We start from the raw sequence: 20,328 nt of genomic DNA on the forward strand, positions 1-20,328 counted from the left end.
ATTATTATGTCACACGAACACGTATCAAATACAAAAAGAATCTGGTTTGTTTTTGCATTACTATCAGTAGTAACTACAGTAGAAGTTATCCTTGGTATTTACAAACCGGGAGTATTAGAGTTTAATCATTTTGTTGGTTTGAATTTGTTAAACTGGATATTTTATATCTTAACAATATTCAAAGCTTATTATATTGTATGGGCATTCATGCACATGGAAGGTGAAAAAAGCAGCCTTAGATGGGCTGTTGTATCACCAGTTGTTTTCCTAGTATTATATTTATTGTTCATCTTGTTGACAGAAGGACACTATATTTATGGGGTTTTTAAAGATTCTACTATTAAATGGAATTTTTAACATGATATTAATTCGAAAAGAAGCTCCGTTTAACGGAGCTTTTTTTATTTTTGTACCTCAATAACTTCCGTTAAAACAATGAAAAAAAATATAGTTCTTTTTGTGCTTTTTGTTTTACCCATTGTAGCCTATTTGTTTTTTGCTTCAGGTGTAAATAGTTTTACAAAACTTCCCATTATTACCCCAAAAATTGCTGACTTTGGAAACTGGAAATCTCTTGACGGCAAAAAAGTTTCTTTAGATAAAAAAATTACTGTTTTAGGTTTTTCCGGTACTGATATTTTAGGCAATAGAGGAAACTACTTTAACCTTAACGAAAAAATCTATAAACGCTACCACGGTTTCGAAGATCTTCAGTTTGTAGTAATCTGTCCGCTTGGAACAGAAAATGAAGCTCAAAAGCTTGTTGATGCCCTTAAACCTTTTACAGATGTTTCTGGATGGGAGTTTATTTTTGCTTCACCAGATGATATTCAGGCATTTTATAATCAATTACATTTAAAAGGAAAACTGGATGATAAATTGGGTACATCAAATGTTTTCATTGTAGATAAAGAAAGAAATTTAAGAGGCCGCAAAGGCGGAAATAAAAATGAAAATGACGACGAATATAAAGAAGGTTATGATACTTTTCATCCGTCAGAACTAAGTAACGAAATGCTGGATGATTTTAAAATCATTTTGTATGAATACCGTGCCGCTCTTAAAAAGAACCATAACGCCACAAAACAACTTTAAATACACATATAATGTTCAAAAATAAATCTTACATAGGGATTTCGTTTATTATTTTGATTTTCGGAATCTATGCAGTGCCAAAAATTGTTGATAGAATTAAAAATGATGATGTTGTAAAAGGAAATCGTTTAGATAATGTTGGCTCTAAAAGTTCTAAAGATACAAAATTAGTAACGATAGGTGCAGCTCCAAAATTTGAATTGACCAATCAGGATAACGTTAAAATATCTAATGCGACTTATAAAGGAAAAGTATATGTTTTAGAATTTTTCTTCACAACTTGCCCGTCAATCTGCCCAAAGATGAATATGAGCATGCTGGAAATTGAAAAAACATTTTTTGGTAATCCTAATTTCGGAATCGTTTCCATTACCATTGATCCAAATCATGATACACCGCAGGTTTTAAAAGATCATGCAAAATTATTAGGAGTAAGATCTTCTACCTGGAATTTTTTAACCGGAGACAGAGCTACAATTATGGATTTGTCGAACAAAGGTTTTAATCTTTATGCTGGAGAAAACTCAAAAGTTAGCGGTGGATTTGAACATTCAGGATTGTTTGCTTTAATTGACAAAGACGGAAACATTCGCTGCCGAAAAGATGAATTTGGAAACCCAAATATCTATTACGACGGTTTAGATAAAAAAGGCGTTAGAGAAATTCAGGAAGATATTAAAATATTATTAGAAGAATAAAAATGGAAGATCATTCATTAGAAAAAAAATACAATAAATACATCATTGCGGTTTCAATTGTTATACCGGTACTCGTAGGAATTCTTTTTGCAATCAAATTAAAAGATTTCGGAATAAATGTAGAACCGCTTTCCTTTTTACCTCCAATTTATGCCTCTACAAATGGTCTTACGGCGATTGTTTTAGTTGCTGCAGTAATTGCCGTTAAAAACGGAAAACTTAAACTGCACGAACGTTTAATGACTTTTGCAATTGCTTTGTCATTGGCTTTTTTGGCGATGTATGTTGCATACCATATGACTGCTGACTCTACTAAATTTGGTGATGTAAATCATGACGGAATTTTAGATGCAGTAGAAAAAGCCAAAATTGGTGCTGTTAGATATTTATATGCCTTTATTTTAATCACACATATTCTTTTATCCATTATAATCATTCCGTTTGTATTGGTAACCTATGTACGAGCACTTGCGAAGCGTTTTGATAAACACAAAAAAATAGCTAAAATAACATTCCCGCTTTGGTTATATGTTGCGGTAACTGGTGTTGTAGTTTATTTAATGATTTCTCCTTACTATGCAAACTAAAACTCAAAACTCAAATTCCAAATTCCAAAGCTTTATTTTTGGAATTTGTATTTTCCTAATTGGAATTTCGGCGAATGCCCAATGTGCTATGTGCCGTGCCGCACTTGCAGGAGATTCTAACATAAAGAAAGCAGAAGCTGTAAATGACGGAATCGTTTTTTTAATGATAATCCCATATTTACTTGTAGCTATAATTGGTTTTCTTATTTATAAGATGTACCGATCTAAAAAGAAAAATGCAGTATAATTATACTGCATTTTTTTATTTCAATTTGTTTATTTTAATCCGTTTACTGAAACATTTCCTTTGCTCTCGCATGAATTCTTTTTCGTGTGGCTATATATACTAGTTAAAATCTAGTTTTCAGAACGTATCGCACCAAGGGACTACAATTGATGAAAGTTTTTTTCCTTATATTCTTTGCCGATTATCTTTGTGACACACGAAAGGATTCGTGCGGGAGCGGGGGTTCTTATTATGCAACATGCTCCACAAATGTCTCTGACTTTTCGCTACTAAAAATAAATATATTTAAAAAACGTAGACGTCTAAAAGTCTCTGACTTTAAAATAATTTAGATATAAGTTTAATAGTAATCTCATCAAAAAGCCTATTCAAAAAGTCAGAGACTTTTGAAACGCTTATAATTTCTAAGAACAAAATAATTGCGCAAAGTCAGAGACATTTGCGCAACTTTTTCAGTTGAACACTTCGGAGAGCGGGTACGTTACATAATCCAAACGTTACCAAAATTTGCTCTTTAAATAAAGAATTAACACTATAAATACACTAAACAAGGCAATTCCCGCATAAACTTTTATTATTATAATTAGATTACCATCTATTATGCCCATAATTGTTATTGCAGAAAATATAACTAATAATATTATATTCTCTGGTTTTTTTATCCAACTAATTAATTTATTTATCATAATATTTTTATTTCTCTATTGACCAGTAGTTTTCTTTTTTTCTGTTGCTTTTGATACAACCGTAGACGCAGTTCCTGAAGCGGCAATTAAAATCATCACTAACTCTGTAACACGAGGAAATATTTTTACTCATTTTAGTTCCTTTAAGGCAATATTAAAACAAAAAAGATGAGCAGTAATGCTCATCTTTAAATTATTTATTGATAACATTCGCTCTATTTCAACATGTTAGAAATCTAAAATCTCGTATCGCTAACTCTGAAACAGTACCTCACAATACAATTTAGTATTATTAAATATTTTTATCCCACTATTTTATTTTTTCAAAAAAATTAATAAAAAAAAGCTCTTCTTTAATTAAATCAGAATCAATATTTTTTATTTGGTTATTAGCCGTAAATGTCATAACAATCTTATTTTCTTTCTTTACAAAAAATCTATATAGATAATTTTGAGATTTTTTACTAGTACAATTTATTAGTGATTTAATTTCATTGCATTTTAAAAAAGACTCTTGTAATTGCTTTGAATTTAAGTTTGCCTCTTGAGTAGTTTTGTTATCTTCAATTATAAATACTTTGTTATCTTCAATAAAAATCCTTTTAAAGTTCTCCTTATGTTCATATCCTGTTGTACTAGATACACGTATTATATCTAGTACTTTATTCGATTTTGAATTAAAATCAGAAAAATTATTTAAAATAATTTGATTATTCCCATTGTATTCATCCTCGGATTCAATATTAACTTTTTTACAAATATCGTTTTTAGATTGTTTTTGTGTAGAACATCCAAAAAAAATTATCACAATAAATAATATCCTATTTCTTTTTATAATAGTCATAACTTTCATTTTTAACGTTGATAGTTTTATTTTTAACACCAGCCTTGCCAGAAAAAGGACTGATATATTGTACTTCCAAAGTATATGTTTCTCGTAATGGAACTGTAACTCCCCTTGAGTTACTTACTTCTCCTCTTACAATGTTTTCAGTATGAGAGGCGCTTCTCTCATTGACTTCTTTGTTTTGATTATTAGTGTCAAATGTTTTTTGAACTACATCATTAGGATTATCCTTTATAGATATGCTAGGCATTTCGATTGGAGAATCTACTCCTTTATCAATATCTACTCCATGACCGACTTCATGAGCAACAACAAACTCATTTTCTGCACCTTTCTGACTCAAGTCAATATTCATATTTGTCCCATTTCCTCCATTTCGGTTTATATCCCCTACAGTTTCCGTTACTGAACCGCCACTTCTACTGAAAGTAATATTATGTACGTTCTTTGAGTCTTTTAATTGATTAAAATTATCGCGATGGGTCTTTGAATCTTTCATAAGTTGTCGATTCTCTCTCTTAAATTCCCTTTTCATCTCTCGGAATTCTTTTCTAGTTTGTCCTTCTTGGCGCACATATTTAACCTCCATACCATTTGGGTCAAATAATTCAATTGGATTATTAAAAACATATGCATATGGATTAATACCATAATATTTTTCTGCCAATGGGTCAATGTTCATCCAACGACCAAGTGCAGGGTCATAATTACGTGCACCATAATCGTAGAAGTTAAGCCCCAGTTCATCTTGGAGTTCTTTTCCATTATACTTGAACTTTAAAGCATCATTAGTAGAATTTTTCAAAATATTATAGCCTTCCTGTTTTAATCCAAAAGGATAATAATTGTTTTCTTCCTGAATGACCAAGTTTTTATCATAACTAAGACGAATGTTGCCAAGATGATCTTTGTATTGATATATATATTTAAAAGAACTTCCAGAAACTTCAACATAACCTTCTGCTGTTGGAAAAAACTTCAATACAGCACTACAAGACTGGCAGTCCGTGGTATATTGATAACCATCTAAATAGTCGGTTGTTGTAATATTTGCCGGAGAAACATTAGTTACAATTTTCTGCACTTTCTGCCCTGCAGCATTGTAAATATAAACAATATTCCCTGTAGCAGCAAAGGTAATTTTGACTGGCAGGTTTAAATGGTTATAGGTTATGGCGGTTATATTTTTATTGCTGTCTTTGGTCATATTGCCATTGACATCATAACTGTAATCATCAACGGTGTTGGCTGCGCTGTCCACAAAACCTAATGTTTTACTGCTGCTGTCAGCAACTTTCATCAGCGTGTTGCTGTTGCTGCTATTGGCATAAGTATAGGTTAAATTATCAATCTGCTGGGCAGTTTCACTGTTCCCGTTACGGGTAAGAGCTGTAATGTTTCCGTTTTTATCATACCATAAAGCCTCATTGTAAGCGCTCAATACAGTCCCTTTTTTATAAACACCTTCTTTTAATCGGTTAAGGTTGTCGTATTTGTAGCCGTAAGTTCTAACCAAGCCATTATCTGAATTTGTTGCCCAAGATGTTTCTGCAATGTTTCCATTATACAATGCCTTTACATCTGTAATTCCAGACGGGATTGTATTGTAATTGATCCTAAAAGCAAACAAATCTTTCGGGTCGTTTGGCTTTGTAAGCGATGTTATATCATTAATAGCAGTAAGCCATCCGCGTACATTATAGGTATAATTAATATTCTGGGTTGGCAGGGCTTCTGTGTTTCCAATTTTTTTAGATATTAACTGTCCCAGTTCATCATAGGTATTACTTAGGATAAGCTCAACTGTCCCTGAGTTTATCTGATGGGTCTGGGTCATTAATCGGTCCTGGTCTGAATAGGTAAATACATCTTTTGTGATAAGATCCAGTCCCGGTGTGCCTAACCTGTTGTGTGTTGTAACAGTCCAGAGTGTCTTGCCTAAAAAATCAAGTTTACTCTCCACAGAAGTATAACCTCCCAAGTGGTTTAAGGTATAACTTCCAACGGGTCTTGCTTTAAGGTCATAAAAAGTAACGGCAGTTTCTCCTAGCCCGGCAGTGCTTGTGGTAAGCACCCTTTTCCATGAGGCAGATGCCAGTCCTTTTATCTGTGATGTACTCAGAACATCATCTCCTTGTATCTTGGCAGGAATTGTAATAGGCTTATCACTTGGAAAAGTATAATTGTCATAATAATTAACTGTAAGGAGCTTAAAGGTTTTCGGCTCTACTGTATTGGTATAATAGGCAGCAATATTGTCGATTGTTCCGCTTGTCTGCTTACTTTCGTTAATAAGTAACGCACTGTTCTGCGCATTCTGCAGGGTTATTCTTCCTGCAGGCGTAGCCGCTGCAGCTGTAGACCACCCGGTATATACCGGACGGCTGAAAGCATCATATTTGGTGATGAGCCATCCAACAGAAGTCAAATCCGAAAATGGAGAATTAGCGGGTCCTGTAGCTACAGGCCTGTCGAGTTTGTCATAAACGATAAACTCCCATTGTATTCCTGGTAGTTTTTTCTCCACCAGCCTGTTGCGGTGATCATATTTATATTGATAGCATAAATTATCTAAAACCGTCTGGTTTGCATTGTCAATGACAGCTGAGAATGTACTTCCTGCCTGCGCATGAAATCCCGGCAGAAGACGGATAGAATTGGATGCCGTTAAATTCAAAGCAGCACTTGAGGATGTAACCACTGCAGTAGAAGTTATATCAGTCTCAGTACTTACGGTACTTCCAATTAAATCCACAGCTTTTGGCGGGATCACATAAGTCAGGTTTCCATAAATATCATAGATATAATAGGTATCATGTTTTTGATTCACTGCCCCAGTTCCAACCGTTGCATAGGTTCTTTTGAGTACAACCTGTCCTTCTTTGTTTTTAAACTCAACTGTTGAACCGTCTATTTCAAGAGGGGAAGCAGCTGTGTTTTCATCATAAGTAACGGTTTTATAGAGTTCATTTGCGGTATAAGATCCGCTGTCCACAAAAGAGATCTTATACAATCCAGATGCAGCATCCCATGCTGTAACGGCGGTAAATAATTTTACCTCATCTTTAATATTGGTCTGATAGCTCATCTTTATTTCATGCCCAGATCCTGATCTCCAGTCATTGCCCGGTGCGGCTTGTTTCAGCATACGGTTCAGCGGAGAAGCTTCCAGTTCTTTTCGGCTGAAAGGATAATCAGTAGCCTCCATAGCAGAATTTCCAGTGACAGCCAGACTAGGGGTTTTATAATAAGATAGAACATTCACCTCAGCAGCTGTATCATAAGTCATATTGGTGTTAGACGATTTAAAAGGCAGGTATTCCTCTACCTGTCTTCCAAAACCGTCGTATTCAATATGGGTGATGATATCTTTTCCTGATTTAGACTGCTGTCCTGCTATTTGCTGAACAGGTCTTCCCAATCCGTCAAAATAAGTGACATTTTGAGAAGCTTCAGAAATTGTGGGTGCTGGTATCTTTACAAGAGAAGGTTTTTTATAGGTTACCGTTTTGATGTAATTCTGGGTTTGTGTCTGGCTTATTGCCATAAAAGGAAACAAAACCAAAAGGAATTGGATTAGATTTTTCATGATGCTTTTGGTTTTATTTATGGCTTATAATTGTATTGGTTCTCTGAAAGGATATTGCCTGCATTATCTTTTACAAATTCTAGTCTGCCTGCACTGTCATAAGTATATGTTGTTGTATAGCCTTTTGGATCTGTAATAGTGCTGACTCCAACAAGCGGCAGATAGGTATAAGTGGTAACCATGGCATTTGGCAGTGCGGTTCTCAAAGTATTAAGAGCAGAGATCAAATCCGCTTCAGTTCCAGTATTGGAAAGATTCTGCAGGTTTGCAGCATATGATGAAACCTGACTGTAGGCAGCATTTTCGATTTTGGCAATAGGCTGTGATTTGTTATATCCCCAGATAATTGAAACAGGAGTACCGTTTTCAAGGGAATATTCCAGGACATTTCCGTTTCCAAGTGTAACCCCACTCACTACATCAGTATCATATAGAGTAAAGTTTATTTTACGGTTTGCATTATTGAAAGGGAAGGTTTCAACCAATCCTTTTGAAGAATGGATTTCTTTTGGTAAAAGCAGATTGCCAGTAGCGGTACTCTGTTCATATTTGGTTATAGACTCAGATGTCTGTACGTTGTTGACAAAAGTTTCTGTTTTTATCGGCTTGTCAATTTTGTTTTGGTTTATCAAACCCTGCATCTCTGCTGTCTGTCCTGTAGAAACTAAATCCTGAGGGTAGCTCAGCTGTGTTTTTAATGTTTCATTTTTACTGTTTACTGTTTCTGTTTTGGTCAGCTGATAATGAAGCGGGTTTTCATAACTGTAAGTCGTGATTTTTTGGTTGGTAGGATTTTCATTATCATCATACTCTGTCTCTGTAGTGCTTGTTAGTACTTTTTTTCCTAATGAAATACCTCCTGTAAAATAGAAAAATTGATAGCTATGACTATCCCATACTTGATTATAAGTTCCAGATGGGAAATTTTGTGAGACATTATATGGTGGTGAAACAATATTAAAAATTATATTAGTAGATAAAGTTTTTTCGATTAGTTTTTGATAAGTATTATCAATGGTTTTTATAACTTTAAAAGAAACAGGTGAATCATTTTTATAATATTTAGTTTTTATAAGGGATCCATAATTCCAAGTATCACTTTTATAATAACCAAAATCGCTAATTTGTGTTGCATAAGGAGAAATTATGCTGAATAAAGGCGATAGAGTGTTATATTGTGGATGCATAAAAATTGTAGGTTGAATACCAATTTCTCGTTGAGTAGGAATGTTTTCATAATAATATTCAATTTTCCCATTTTTACTTGAGTTTATATCAGTTTCTGTGATTTTTCCATAAGTCATACTAGGACCGCTTCCAATGTTGGAATTGTAAATTGTAGAAGAAGAATATGTCGGTTTTGCGACTGAAATGTTATCTTGGAATATTATTTTTCGACCATATATCCCCATTCCCTCATCATTCAATACATTTTCCTGCTCATAAGTATATTGTTTTTCGGTTACTGGTAGAGTTATTCCAGGTAAAAAGTTTTTGATTGATTTTATTCTTAGACCACCAATGAAAATTGTAGTTGGAACAATAACTGTCCCCGTAGTTTCTTTCCATGTAGCATTTATATTTAAGAATGGACACCCTGAAGGACCAGAAATACCACTTCTATAATCTCTCGCCTTAAGTGTATTTGAATATCCAATACCAAAATTAGTAGCAACTGTTCCTGACGAAGTAGGATATTTTTGTTGTACTGGGTCGTAATTGAGTCTGTAATAAGTGGTAGTGTTAAATTGAACGTAGGAATTATTACCAGTTGTCTCATTTGTTGCACTAGAGAAGTAATAAGATATTTTACCACTTTGGTTTACATAATTGGACCCTACCGTAAAAGATATCTCATTATAATTAGGGGTACAGCCGACACCAGAAGCCGATATACTAGCACTTTTCTCTTCCGTTAAAATATTAGTTATGTTTTTAATATATCTATTAGCTTCATATTCAAATATTGTATAACCTCCTTCAGGATAAACGATTTTTTCTAAAACCCCTGACTTCATTATATTTTCATCACCTTTTCTGTTACCGGTGCCAAAGTTTATTGTTCTTTCATTTGCCGGAATAGAACTTTTTATATCTGCTGAAGTAGGGGGTATTAATGAACCAGTGTTGCCATTCATATATCCCCAGTAATCCTGACCCGTAGTTCCTCTTCGTAGTATCGGTGACGAATTATATTCAAAACTATGTTTTGTGTTAGTTTTATTGTTAATAATTTCTTTTAACCGTAAAGCATAAGATTTACTATTTTGTATTTTTGTATTATTGGCAAGTGGGTCTGAGTAAGATACACTAAAATTTCCTCCACCAGTTCTTAAATAATAATCATAAGTAAAACTAGATTTTTGAACTAAAGTAACTTGATTGTTTAATATTGAATTAACTTCTATAGAGTTTAATTTATAGTCATCCATCAAATCTTGTCGGTCAAGAGTAGATATAAAATCTATTTTACCATTAGGAAATGTAATAGTCTGTAAAAATTGTTTTTTAATTGGAAATAAATATCCGTTTCCTAATGGATAATTTGGTAAAGTGGAAGGAGAAAATCCTCCATCTATAAATTCTAAATGTTCGCTTGTTATTACGGGATAATCCGTGCTGTTTATCGTTTTATATGAAAAAGAAACTACTTCTTTACCATTAGCAGAAATTATTTCTGTTAAATACCAAGCAGAAATAAAGCTACTTCCCCAAGATTGAACTAACTCAGATGGATTTGATGTAATTTCAAGAACTTCGGCATTTTGAAGGTTTTTCCCAAATTTGTAGATAGTCCCATCATCTTTTGTGATTTCAATTTCAGTGTCTGAAATTATTCTAACTTTTGTATTTTGAAAATCTCTGAAATATGCTTTATAAGAATCATTCTGGTCAAAATAAAATGAACCAGATAACCCTGGGGCACTAATAATATATTCATCCGGTGAGGTATCTCTATCGCCTTTTTGCATATCAAATAAAACTTGGTAGTTCTCTTTTGTAAATGCGAAATTGCTTGATAATATTGGAATAGGAGTCCAATAATTTAAACCATCTGGCCTTCCTTTTGCATTACGTACAATTGCCCCACCAGCATTTAAATTCCATCCAAGACCTACCCATGAAGCAGTTTCATTTAGTTGAATTCCAGAAGTATTGTAACTAAGAGAGATTGGTACCGTTAGTTCTTTGGTTTTGATAGTGTATATTGGAATACTAATATTTAATTTTCCTGTAGAATAGTCTATAGGGTATAAACCTTGTTTTGCGAAAGAAGCTGCATTTGGACTTACCGGAAAATAATTAGGAAGATCTTTAGTAATTTGAGAAAAAATTACATTGGGTAAAAACAATGCAAATAGCAGTAACTTAAAAAAAGTGAGCTTAAACATATTAGGTAATGGCGTGTTAAAATGTTAAATTAATATATTTCTTTGTAAGAAAATACAAGTTTAGACTTAATTTTTGTTAAAATAACTATTGTTACTTTAATAGATATTAACAAAAAAATATCTATGGTTAATATCTCTTTTTTCTTATTTTTAATAGCTTTATGGATCATGGTTAAAAAAAGAGAATGTCCTTCCTATTCTGCATTTATTACTGATTTAAATATTTAGGGGAAGATATTCTATATAAAAAAGTCGGAAGATTTTTTCTTCCGACTGAGACTAAATAATTGTTTTGCTTTTTCTTTTTATTTCAATCCATTTACCGAAACATTCACAGTTCCGTTTATTTTGATAAAAGCGATAATCGCCTGATTCGTTAATTGAATTTTATCAAACTGGATATCTTCCATTTTTCCGTTTACAAAAACGCCCGGCATTGGCGAATAATTTTTAAGATAAGCCGCCATGCTCTTTTTGCCTTCTTCTAAATTAGGCTGTATCGAATATCGGCAGCTTTCTTCCATTTTTCTTAAAACAAAACCTTGTGCAAGCCAGTTTGCAGTTCGCATTAGTTTGCTTTTGGTATCTAAAACATAATCCAGTTTGTCAAAATAAATTTCTTTTGTCTGCGCATTATATTGCGGAATTCCGTTTAAATAAAGTGTTCCGTCTATAGAGCCCAGAACATCAAGAGCAATAATCATTTTTCCGTTTTTATGCCAGATCGAAACATTTTTAACTGTTACTTTTTTGCTTCCTGAACCAAATTCCTGTCCGGCAAAATTCTTCGTCATAATTTTTGAAGCATCCATATAGCTTGAAATCGCCGCGATATTTGCCGATATCTGATTTGGGATTTTGGTAACCGGTTTCAAAATAATTTTACTCGCATTAAATTTAGATTCAGGCTGTTTGCCTACAATAGTTTCCATATTGCATTTCATTCCCATTTCGAGTAAAAAAGAATCATTTTTCAGTTTTGCATTGGTAGAGTAAACTTCAACAGGAACAATTCTTAACCAGCTTTCATAAGTATCGCTCATTTGAAAAGGCGTACAGATTTTTTCTAAAGCCGATAAAACATTCGGTTTAAAATCCATAGATTTTTCGATAGCCTCATCAATTTTATGTTCCAGTTTAGATTTAAAAATGGAAATTGCCGGATTAATCAAATAAGTAATCGGCATGTTTTTTCCAAATACTGTCATCGTTGGACTTTCGTTCCAGTCTAAAGATCTAAATTCGGTTTTAGTATTCAGTTTCCAATTCGTTAAAGCAACATCGCTGGATAATGTAATAACGCCATTTAGATTAAATTCTCTCGTATCGTAAAGTTCAATCCCCATTTTTTTTGTTCCAATTCGGTATTTAATAGTCGCTTTTAACGGAAGAATCGTTTTTATTTTTTTATCCGGATTTGCAGGATCATTTTGAATTTTTATTGGAGCCTGTTTCCAGATTTTCATTTCAATATCGTCATCTTCAATATTATTATCCTCATAAATTAATCCGTTTAAAAGTGTATTGGTTTGATTTTCAATGTCATTCAGTTTAACCGTAATAGGCAGATTTATAAAGGAAGGATTGGCATCATAAATTAGTGGACTTGCGTCATCTGGTTCTGGTTTTAAAGTTTCTAATTTTTGAGAAGTTGAACAGCTAAAGAATGTGGCAGTTACCGCAAACACTGAGATTATGGAAAAAAATTTCATAATTAATGATTTTTTTAAGTGAAGCAAAATTAAGAAAACTATTAAATTATCTTGATAAAGTGTAACATTTGATAACAACTGCCGTCTTATTTAGATAATGAAACACAATTATTAACGTTTTATTATCATAATTTACTTATAAAATATATTATTATTGTTTTAAAAATTTAACAATACCATGATCGAAATTAAAGATTTGCATAAATCCTATAAAATGGGAAGTTCGGAACTGCATGTGTTGAAAGGAATAAATTTTAATATTGCCGAAGGAGAATTAGTAGCGATTATGGGATCGTCAGGATCTGGAAAATCGACTCTTCTTAATATTTTAGGAATTCTGGATGAAGCCGATTCTGGTAGTTATATTTTAGACAATACGCCAATTAAAAAATTAAACGAAACCCTGGCTTCAAAATACAGAAACAAGTTTTTAGGGTTTGTTTTTCAATCTTTTAATTTGATCAACTATAAATCAGCATTGGATAACGTTGCTATGCCCTTGTATTATCAGGGTGTGAAAAGAAAAGAACGTTACGATATTGCAATGAGATATCTTGAAAAAGTAGGTTTGGGTTCGCATTCTCATCACTTACCAAACGAACTTTCTGGAGGACAGAAACAGCGTGTTGCAATTGCAAGAGCACTGGCTTCGAACCCAAAAGTTTTATTGGCCGATGAGCCAACGGGAGCTTTAGATACCAAAACTTCGTATGAAGTTATGGAGCTTATTCAAGGAATTAACGATGAAGGAAAAACAATTTTGATCGTTACACACGAACCTGATATTGCCGCAATGTGCAAAAGGAATGTAGTCCTGAAAGATGGATTAATTATCGATGATAAATTAGTAGAACAAGTTAGAGCTTCATCTTATGTTTAATATTGAGCGTTGGCAGGAAATATTTGATGCAATTTCCAAAAACCGACTACGAACATTCCTAACAGGGGTTTCGGTGGCTTCGGGAATTTTTATTTTGGTGATTTTGCTAGGGGCCGGAAAAGGGCTTCAAAATGGTATTGAAAAAAGTTTTGAGCGTGATGCTACTGGTCTTATTGAAGTTTGGTCAGGAACTACAACTAAAGAATATAAAGGATTAAATCCTGGCAGACAAATTCAATTTAGAAATAGCGATTATAATCAATCGGTTCAAAAATTTGGTGATAAATTAGAATTAAGGTCTGCATCATATAATTTTTGGGGTGCTTCATTTACATATGGGAAAGAATCGGGGACTTATCAATATAAAGGAGTAGATCCGGATTATGCCGGAGTCGAAAATCTTACTATTGTTCAAGGTAGATTTGTTAATAGCAATGATTTGACAAATAATGAAAAAATTGTTGCTATTGGGATGAAAATAAAAACAGATTTGTTTAAAGACAAAGATCCTTTGGGAAAGGAAATTTCAATCAATAATGTCAATTTTAAAGTAGTAGGAGTTTTTACAGATCCGGGAGGAGAGAGAGAGGAAGCCAGAGCGTATTTACCTAAAACGACTGTTCAGAGAGCGTACGGAGGCGGAGATAAAATAAGTAACATTTTCTTTACCTTAAAAAAAACAAAAGATTATGATGAAGCTTTGGCTCAATCTGAGAAATTTACCCAAGACTTAAAGGCTTTACTTAGAAGTAAAAATATGGTAGCTCCTGATGATGATGGAGGGATAAATGCCTATAATTCAGTTAAAGATGTTAAACAATTTTATGATTTGAATCTCTATATCAGGTTATTCTTTTGGTGGGTTGGAATTTGTACGATTATAGCCGGAGTTGTAGGGGTAAGTAATATTATGCTTATTATTGTTAAAGAAAGAACGAAAGAAATTGGAATCAGAAAGGCCCTTGGAGCCTCACCATTCTCTATTATTTCTATGATCCTTCATGAATCTATTTTTATTACTACTGTTGCTGGTTTTATTGGTTTGCTGGCAAGTTTGTTATTGCTTGAATTTGTTGGGCCGCAAGTACAGAGCGAATATTTTGTGAATCCGCAAGTTGATTTTAGCGTAGCATTCACGACGCTTGTTTTACTTGTGTTTGCAGGCGCTATGGCAGGTTTTTTTCCTGCATACAGAGCAGCCAAAATTAGACCTATTGTAGCACTTAGAGAAGAATAAATTATGTTTAAGAAAGATAATTGGGATGAGATTTTACAGGCCCTGACAGCAAATGTTTTTAGAACAATCTTAACTGCATTTGGAGTGTTTTGGGGTATATTTATATTGGTGATATTACTTGCAGCAGGACAAGGTTTAGAAAACGGTATTAAAAAAGGATTTGACGGAATTGCCACAAATACTATGTTTATGTGGAGTCAGACAACCTCTAAAGCGTATAAAGGACTGCCAAAAACACGTCGTTATGATTTTAGAAATAGCGATGTTGCAGCTTTAAAAGCAGCGCTGCCGGATTTATTATATGTTTCGCCAAGAAATCAGTTAGGAGATTTTAACGGAACAAATAATGTAGTTCGAGGTACAAAAACGTCTGCTTTTACTATTTATGGAGATTATCCGGAGTTGATTAAACAACAGCCAATGGATATTATAAACGGCAGATTTATAAACCAGAAGGATATTCAGGATAAAAGAAAAATAGCCATAATTGGTAAAGGTGTTATCAGCGAACTTTATGGAAAAGAAGAAGCTGTAGGGACTTATATCAAGATTAACGGCATCAACTTTATGGTTGTTGGCGTTTATAAATCTAAACAGCAAGGAGGAAATGCAGAACAGGAACAAAAGAATATTTTTATTCCGTTTACAACATTTCAACAGGCTTTTAATTATGGAGATAAAGTAGGATGGATGGCACTTACGGCAAAAGATGAAACCTCTATTACCGCCTTGAAACCTAAAATTTTAGAAATAATCAAAGGGCTTCATTCCATAAATCCTGCAGATGACAGAGCAGTAGGAAATTTTGATTTGTACGAGCAGTTCAACAAGGTGCAGAGTTTATTTAATATCTTAAAAATCATTGCCTATTTTGTTGGGACATTAGTTTTGATTTCGGGGGTAATTGGAATTTCAAATATTATGCTGATCGTAGTTAAAGAACGTACAAAAGAAATAGGCATCAGAAGAGCTTTAGGCGCAACCCCGGGAGCAATTCGCAGTCAGATTTTATCTGAATCTATATTTTTAACGATCATTTCAGGAATGTTTGGTATTGCCGTGGCAACAGGAATTATAGCTCTCTTAAATTTGGCGTTAGATTCGATGCCGCCCGGCAACGATACCATGTTTGCCAACCCGAGTGTTGACTTAGGAGTTGTATTTGTTGCCTTAGTAATATTAGTAGGATCTGGTTTGCTGGCAGGATTTATTCCGGCGCAGACCGCAATTAATGTAAAGCCTGTAGATGCTTTACGAACAGAATAAAATTATCAATCAAAAAAATAATCGATTAAACTAAAAAACAAAATGAAAAAAGGAGTAACCGTAACCATTTTAATTTTAATTGCTATAGTCTTTTTTGGCGCGCTTTACTATTTATACGCAAAGAATCAAGAATCGCCAATTGTTTTTAAAACGGAGAAAGCAGAGATTAAAACGATCGTAAAAAATACAATTGCGACTGGTAACATTCAACCTGATGAAGAGGTATTAATCAAACCAAATATTTCAGGTATTATTGAAGAAGTTTATATCAAAGCAGGAGAAAAAATCAAAGCAGGAGATATGATCGCTAAAATTCGAGTGGTTGCAAACGTTTCTAACGTAAGCAGTACTCAAAATCAGGTTCAGACTGCTAAAATTGCTTTAGATAATCAGGAGAAAATTTATCAAAGACAAAAAATACTTTTTGATAAAGATGTAATTTCTGCCAATGATTTTGATGCAGCGCAAGTAGCTTACAAACAAGCAAAACAAACCTATCTGGCTGCAAGACAAAACTTAGATATTGTAAAAACAGGTACAACTACTTCGTTAGGAAGTTATGCTAATACTTTAATTCGTTCAACAGTAAACGGAATGGTTTTACAGGTTCCGGTAAAAGTAGGAAACCAGGTTATTGAAAGTAATAATTTCAACGAAGGAACTACAATTGCAAGTGTTGCCGATGTTGGAAGAATGATTTTTATTGGAAAAATTGATGAATCTGAGGTTGGGAAAATCAAAGAAAAAATGGCAATTGAAATTACTGTTGGAGCAATTGAAAATAAAAAATTCGAAGCAGTTTTGACTGATATCGCACCAAAAGGAGTTGTAGAAAACGGAGCAATTCAGTTTGAAATAAAAGCAAGATTAGAAAATAGAGATGATACATTTATTAGAGCCGGTTTAAGTGCAAATGCATCTATTATTCTTGAAAAAGCAGATAAAGTTCTGGCTATAAAAGAATCATTAGTTCAATTTGACAAAAAAACTCAAAAACCATATGTAGAAGTTGAAACAGCACCTCAAAAATTTGAAAGAAGAGATTTAGTTTTGGGTGTAAGTGACGGAATTTACGTTCAGGTTAAAAGCGGAATAAAAAACACGGATAAAATTAAAATCTGGAATCAGGGTTTAATTGACGAGAAAGAAGAGAAAAAGTAATTTGAAGCTGTAAAGAGTTTTTTGGGTTTAAAAAATGTTAAATTTGCGTGGTTTGGTTTACTGCGCTTTCATTCAAAATATATGAAAATAAATAAATATAATAGTCTTATTTTTGCTATGTTGTTTGGGTTTGGATTAGCCGGACACGCGCAATCAAAACAATGGACACTAGAAGAATGTGTGAAATATGCATTAGATAATAACATTACAATAAAGTTGACTGAGCTAGATTTAAAAACGGCGTCGATTGATAAAAAAACGGCAATAGGTAATTATCTTCCGTCAGTTAATGCAAATGCGTCACACTCTTGGAATATTGGTTTGAACCAAAATATCACAACAGGTTTACTTGAAAATCAAACTACACAATATTCATCTATTGGAGCTTCTGTTGGGGTTGATATTTACAAAGGACTTCAAAATCAAAATACACTGCGAAGAGCAAATCTTTCTATTGTAGCTTCAAAATATCAATTGTTGAAAATGCAGGAAGATATTTCATTAAATGTTGCGAGCGCTTTTTTACAGATTTTATCTAACAAAGAAGATTTAAAAGTAAAAAAAGAGCAGTTAGCAATTGATGAAAAACGTTATGCCCGCTCTGAAGAAATGGTAAATGCAGGAACAATTCCGCGTGGAGATTTATTTGATCTAAAAGCAACTGTAGCTACAGATAAACAAAATATTACAGTTTCTGAAAACAATTTATTGATTTCGAAATTAAGTTTGGCTCAGCTTTTACAATTAAAAGAATTTGCAGATTTTGATGTAATAGATAATACAAACTTACAAGACGAAAATAATATCATGGCGCAAAGCCCAATTGATATTTATAATAAAGCTAAGGAAACTCGAACAGAGTTAAAATTAGCACAAACGAATCTTGAAATTGCAGAAAAAAATGTTTCAATAGCACGTGGAGCTTATCAGCCTACATTAAGTGCTTTCTATAACTTTAATACCAGAGCAAGTTATTCTGATATTATTACCGGATCGACTTTAAACACAGCAAATCCTACCCAGCAAATTGGATATGTTGAAGGAACAAATCAACCTGTAGTACGCGATAATTACAGTTCTGTTTTAGGAAATGCTGCACCAATTTTAGACCAGTTTAAAGATAATAAAGGGCAGTCTTTTGGTTTACAGCTATCGGTTCCAATATTTAATGGCTTCGCTACAAGAAACAATGTTGAAAGAAACAAAGTAAGTTTAGAGAAATCTAAAATAGATTTAGAGCAAAAAAGTTTAGATTTGCAACGTAACGTTTATACAGCATTTACAGATGCAAAAGGCGCTTTAAATACTTATGAATCTTCAACAATTACTTTAGAAGCAAGACAGCAGGCATATAATTATGCTAAAGAAAAGTACGATGTTGGTTTAATGAATTCATTCGATTTTACACAAGCACAAACATTGCTGACAAATGCACAATCTGATGTTATCAGAACGAAATACGATTACATGTTCAAAATAAAAATACTTGAATTTTATTTCGGAATTCCAATTGTTCCAATTATTACAAAATAATTTATTATGTCAAAAAAAACAATTTACTTCTTAGTTGGCGGAGCTGTAATTATTATCATAGCATTAATAGGGCTTTCCAAAGCAGGAGTAATAGGAAACAAAGATGAAGGAAAAGAAGTTGAAACATCAAAAGTAAACGCTTCGACAATTGTAGAAACAGTTTCGGCAACAGGAAAAATCCAGCCGGAAATTGAAGTAAAACTTTCATCAATGGTTTCCGGTGAAATTATTGCATTAAATGTAAAAGAAGGCCAAGTTGTAAAAAAAGGCGATTTACTGGTAAAAATAAATCCTGATTTGTATACTTCAGGTTTAGAAAGATCGGTAGCAAATTTATCTGGAACTAAAGCCGGTTTAGTGCAGTCTGAAGCCAGTTTTAAAGAGGCAAAAGCAAATTATGAGCGTAACAAAACGCTTTATGATAAAGGTGTAATTTCAAAATCAGATTGGGATAAAGCTATATCGACATATGAAGTTGCAAAGGCAACAAAACAATCTTCTTACTATAATGTTCAAAGTGCTTCGGCATCTGTAACAGAAGCTAGAGACAATTTAGGACGTACAACAATTTATGCTCCTGCAGATGGTACAATTTCGGTACTAAATGTTGAATTGGGAGAACGTGTTTTAGGAACGCAGCAAATGGCCGGAACGGAGCTTTTAAGAGTTGCGAACCTTAATAACATGGAAGTTGAAGTTGATGTAAACGAAAATGACATTGTAAAAATTAAAATAGGGGACGAGGCAAATGTTGAAGTCGATGCTTATTTAAAAAAGAAATTTAAAGGTGTTGTAACCAGTATTTCAAATTCTGCAAGTACAACATTAACTTCAGATCAGGTTACCAATTTCAAAGTTAAAGTTCGTATTTTAAAAGAATCATATCAGGATTTATTAGAAGGAAAACCAGCAGCGTATTCGCCTTTTAGACCTGGAATGACAGCTACTGTTGATATTATTACAACGACTAAAAACAATGTTTTGGCAGTGCCAATTAGTTCTGTTGTGGTAAAATCTGACACAACTGCTGTAAAAGATTTTACGGTTGAAGATCCAAATGAGAAAAAAGCAGCTCCAAAAAGCGATAAAAAATTCGAATGCGTTTTTGTAAAAGTAGGAGACAAAGCTAAAATCAGAATTATTAAAACTGGAATTCAGGATGATACAAATATCGAAGTAATGTCTGGTTTGAAACCGGGAGATGTGGTAATTACTGGGCCATATACAACAGTTTCTAAAGAGTTAAATTCTGGAGATAAAGTAAAGCTTAAAAAAGCAGAAGCTCCTAAGAAATAAATAATAAGATATATTTAAGATATTTGTCAGGCTGAGCGAAGTCGAAGCCTCGTTGCTTTATAAGCCTTCGACTTCGCTCAGCCTGACATAATATTAATTTTA

The 20,328-nt window shown here is 33.3% G+C and carries 15 protein-coding genes; 11 read left to right on the forward strand and 4 right to left on the reverse strand.

Annotated features, from left to right (window positions below; all coding sequences use genetic code 11):
• The first annotated feature begins 6 nt into the window (after window positions 1-6).
• The 5 genes from BUE10_RS21800 (at window position 7) to BUE10_RS21820 (ending at window position 2,627) form a co-directional block, all read left to right on the forward strand.
• On the forward strand, window positions 7-357 hold the full coding sequence (locus tag BUE10_RS21800; protein WP_073488988.1) for a cytochrome C oxidase subunit IV family protein: 351 nt from the start codon (window positions 7-9) through the stop codon (window positions 355-357).
• 78 nt (window positions 358-435) lie between these two features.
• Window positions 436-1,095, forward strand: coding sequence for a hypothetical protein (locus BUE10_RS21805; RefSeq protein WP_073488990.1), 660 nt, complete (start codon window positions 436-438; stop codon window positions 1,093-1,095).
• An 11-nt stretch (window positions 1,096-1,106) separates the two neighbouring features.
• Window positions 1,107-1,793 carry an SCO family protein gene (locus BUE10_RS21810; RefSeq protein ID WP_073488992.1) on the forward strand — a complete coding sequence of 229 codons (687 nt, stop codon included), beginning with the start codon at window positions 1,107-1,109 and terminating at the stop codon, window positions 1,791-1,793.
• A gap of 2 nt (window positions 1,794-1,795) precedes the next feature.
• Window positions 1,796-2,380: a DUF420 domain-containing protein gene (locus tag BUE10_RS21815; RefSeq protein ID WP_073488994.1), complete on the forward strand. Its 585-nt coding sequence runs from the start codon at window positions 1,796-1,798 to the stop codon at window positions 2,378-2,380.
• Window positions 2,370-2,627, forward strand: a complete 258-nt coding sequence (locus tag BUE10_RS21820; RefSeq protein WP_073488996.1) for a hypothetical protein — start codon at window positions 2,370-2,372, stop codon at window positions 2,625-2,627. Before BUE10_RS21815 ends, BUE10_RS21820 begins: the two co-directional genes overlap by 11 nt.
• 996 nt (window positions 2,628-3,623) lie before the next feature.
• Here the strand turns inward: BUE10_RS21820 and BUE10_RS21825 are convergent.
• The 4 genes from BUE10_RS21825 to BUE10_RS21840 form a co-directional block, all read right to left on the reverse strand.
• Complete coding sequence (locus BUE10_RS21825; RefSeq protein WP_143056025.1) at window positions 3,624-4,157, reverse strand: hypothetical protein; 534 nt, start codon at window positions 4,155-4,157, stop codon at window positions 3,624-3,626.
• Window positions 4,135-7,749, reverse strand: coding sequence for a DUF6443 domain-containing protein (locus BUE10_RS21830; protein ID WP_234984789.1), 3,615 nt, complete (start codon window positions 7,747-7,749; stop codon window positions 4,135-4,137). Before BUE10_RS21830 ends, BUE10_RS21825 begins: the two co-directional genes overlap by 23 nt.
• A 17-nt stretch (window positions 7,750-7,766) precedes the next feature.
• Complete coding sequence (locus tag BUE10_RS21835) at window positions 7,767-11,141, reverse strand: RHS repeat domain-containing protein (RefSeq protein ID WP_143056024.1); 3,375 nt, start codon at window positions 11,139-11,141, stop codon at window positions 7,767-7,769.
• 305 nt (window positions 11,142-11,446) lie between these two features.
• A complete protein-coding gene (locus BUE10_RS21840; RefSeq protein ID WP_073489002.1) occupies window positions 11,447-12,853 on the reverse strand; it encodes a DUF4403 family protein in 1,407 nt (468 codons plus the stop codon).
• 178 nt (window positions 12,854-13,031) lie between these two features.
• Between BUE10_RS21840 and BUE10_RS21845 the strand changes: the two genes are divergently transcribed.
• The 6 genes from BUE10_RS21845 (at window position 13,032) to BUE10_RS21870 (ending at window position 20,226) form a co-directional block, all read left to right on the forward strand.
• Window positions 13,032-13,733, forward strand: a complete 702-nt coding sequence (locus BUE10_RS21845) for an ABC transporter ATP-binding protein (protein ID WP_073489004.1) — start codon at window positions 13,032-13,034, stop codon at window positions 13,731-13,733.
• Complete coding sequence (locus tag BUE10_RS21850) at window positions 13,726-14,970, forward strand: ABC transporter permease (RefSeq protein ID WP_073489006.1); 1,245 nt, start codon at window positions 13,726-13,728, stop codon at window positions 14,968-14,970. Before BUE10_RS21845 ends, BUE10_RS21850 begins: the two co-directional genes overlap by 8 nt.
• Before the next feature lie 3 nt (window positions 14,971-14,973).
• Window positions 14,974-16,236: an ABC transporter permease gene (locus tag BUE10_RS21855; protein WP_073489008.1), complete on the forward strand. Its 1,263-nt coding sequence runs from the start codon at window positions 14,974-14,976 to the stop codon at window positions 16,234-16,236.
• Between the two features lie 42 nt (window positions 16,237-16,278).
• Window positions 16,279-17,397 carry an efflux RND transporter periplasmic adaptor subunit gene (locus tag BUE10_RS21860; RefSeq protein WP_073489009.1) on the forward strand — a complete coding sequence of 373 codons (1,119 nt, stop codon included), beginning with the start codon at window positions 16,279-16,281 and terminating at the stop codon, window positions 17,395-17,397.
• An 81-nt stretch (window positions 17,398-17,478) separates the two neighbouring features.
• Complete coding sequence (locus tag BUE10_RS21865; RefSeq protein WP_073489182.1) at window positions 17,479-18,930, forward strand: TolC family protein; 1,452 nt, start codon at window positions 17,479-17,481, stop codon at window positions 18,928-18,930.
• Between the two features lie 6 nt (window positions 18,931-18,936).
• Window positions 18,937-20,226: an efflux RND transporter periplasmic adaptor subunit gene (locus BUE10_RS21870; RefSeq protein ID WP_073489011.1), complete on the forward strand. Its 1,290-nt coding sequence runs from the start codon at window positions 18,937-18,939 to the stop codon at window positions 20,224-20,226.
• The last annotated feature ends 102 nt before the right edge of the window (window positions 20,227-20,328 follow it).

It is taken from the genome of Flavobacterium sp. CF108 (genome assembly GCF_900129795.1).
Classification (GTDB): Bacteria; Bacteroidota; Bacteroidia; order Flavobacteriales; family Flavobacteriaceae; genus Flavobacterium.

Coding starts and splice junctions, on each gene's coding strand:
- BUE10_RS21800 (WP_073488988.1), top strand. CDS start 7: ATGTCACACGAACACGTATCAAATACAAAAAGAATCTGGTTTGTTTTT.
- BUE10_RS21805 (WP_073488990.1), top strand. CDS start 436: ATGAAAAAAAATATAGTTCTTTTTGTGCTTTTTGTTTTACCCATTGTA.
- BUE10_RS21810 (WP_073488992.1), top strand. CDS start 1,107: ATGTTCAAAAATAAATCTTACATAGGGATTTCGTTTATTATTTTGATT.
- BUE10_RS21815 (WP_073488994.1), top strand. CDS start 1,796: ATGGAAGATCATTCATTAGAAAAAAAATACAATAAATACATCATTGCG.
- BUE10_RS21820 (WP_073488996.1), top strand. CDS start 2,370: ATGCAAACTAAAACTCAAAACTCAAATTCCAAATTCCAAAGCTTTATT.
- BUE10_RS21825 (WP_143056025.1), bottom strand. CDS start 4,157: ATGACTATTATAAAAAGAAATAGGATATTATTTATTGTGATAATTTTT.
- BUE10_RS21830 (WP_234984789.1), bottom strand. CDS start 7,749: ATGAAAAATCTAATCCAATTCCTTTTGGTTTTGTTTCCTTTTATGGCA.
- BUE10_RS21835 (WP_143056024.1), bottom strand. CDS start 11,141: ATGTTTAAGCTCACTTTTTTTAAGTTACTGCTATTTGCATTGTTTTTA.
- BUE10_RS21840 (WP_073489002.1), bottom strand. CDS start 12,853: ATGAAATTTTTTTCCATAATCTCAGTGTTTGCGGTAACTGCCACATTC.
- BUE10_RS21845 (WP_073489004.1), top strand. CDS start 13,032: ATGATCGAAATTAAAGATTTGCATAAATCCTATAAAATGGGAAGTTCG.
- BUE10_RS21850 (WP_073489006.1), top strand. CDS start 13,726: ATGTTTAATATTGAGCGTTGGCAGGAAATATTTGATGCAATTTCCAAA.
- BUE10_RS21855 (WP_073489008.1), top strand. CDS start 14,974: ATGTTTAAGAAAGATAATTGGGATGAGATTTTACAGGCCCTGACAGCA.
- BUE10_RS21860 (WP_073489009.1), top strand. CDS start 16,279: ATGAAAAAAGGAGTAACCGTAACCATTTTAATTTTAATTGCTATAGTC.
- BUE10_RS21865 (WP_073489182.1), top strand. CDS start 17,479: ATGAAAATAAATAAATATAATAGTCTTATTTTTGCTATGTTGTTTGGG.
- BUE10_RS21870 (WP_073489011.1), top strand. CDS start 18,937: ATGTCAAAAAAAACAATTTACTTCTTAGTTGGCGGAGCTGTAATTATT.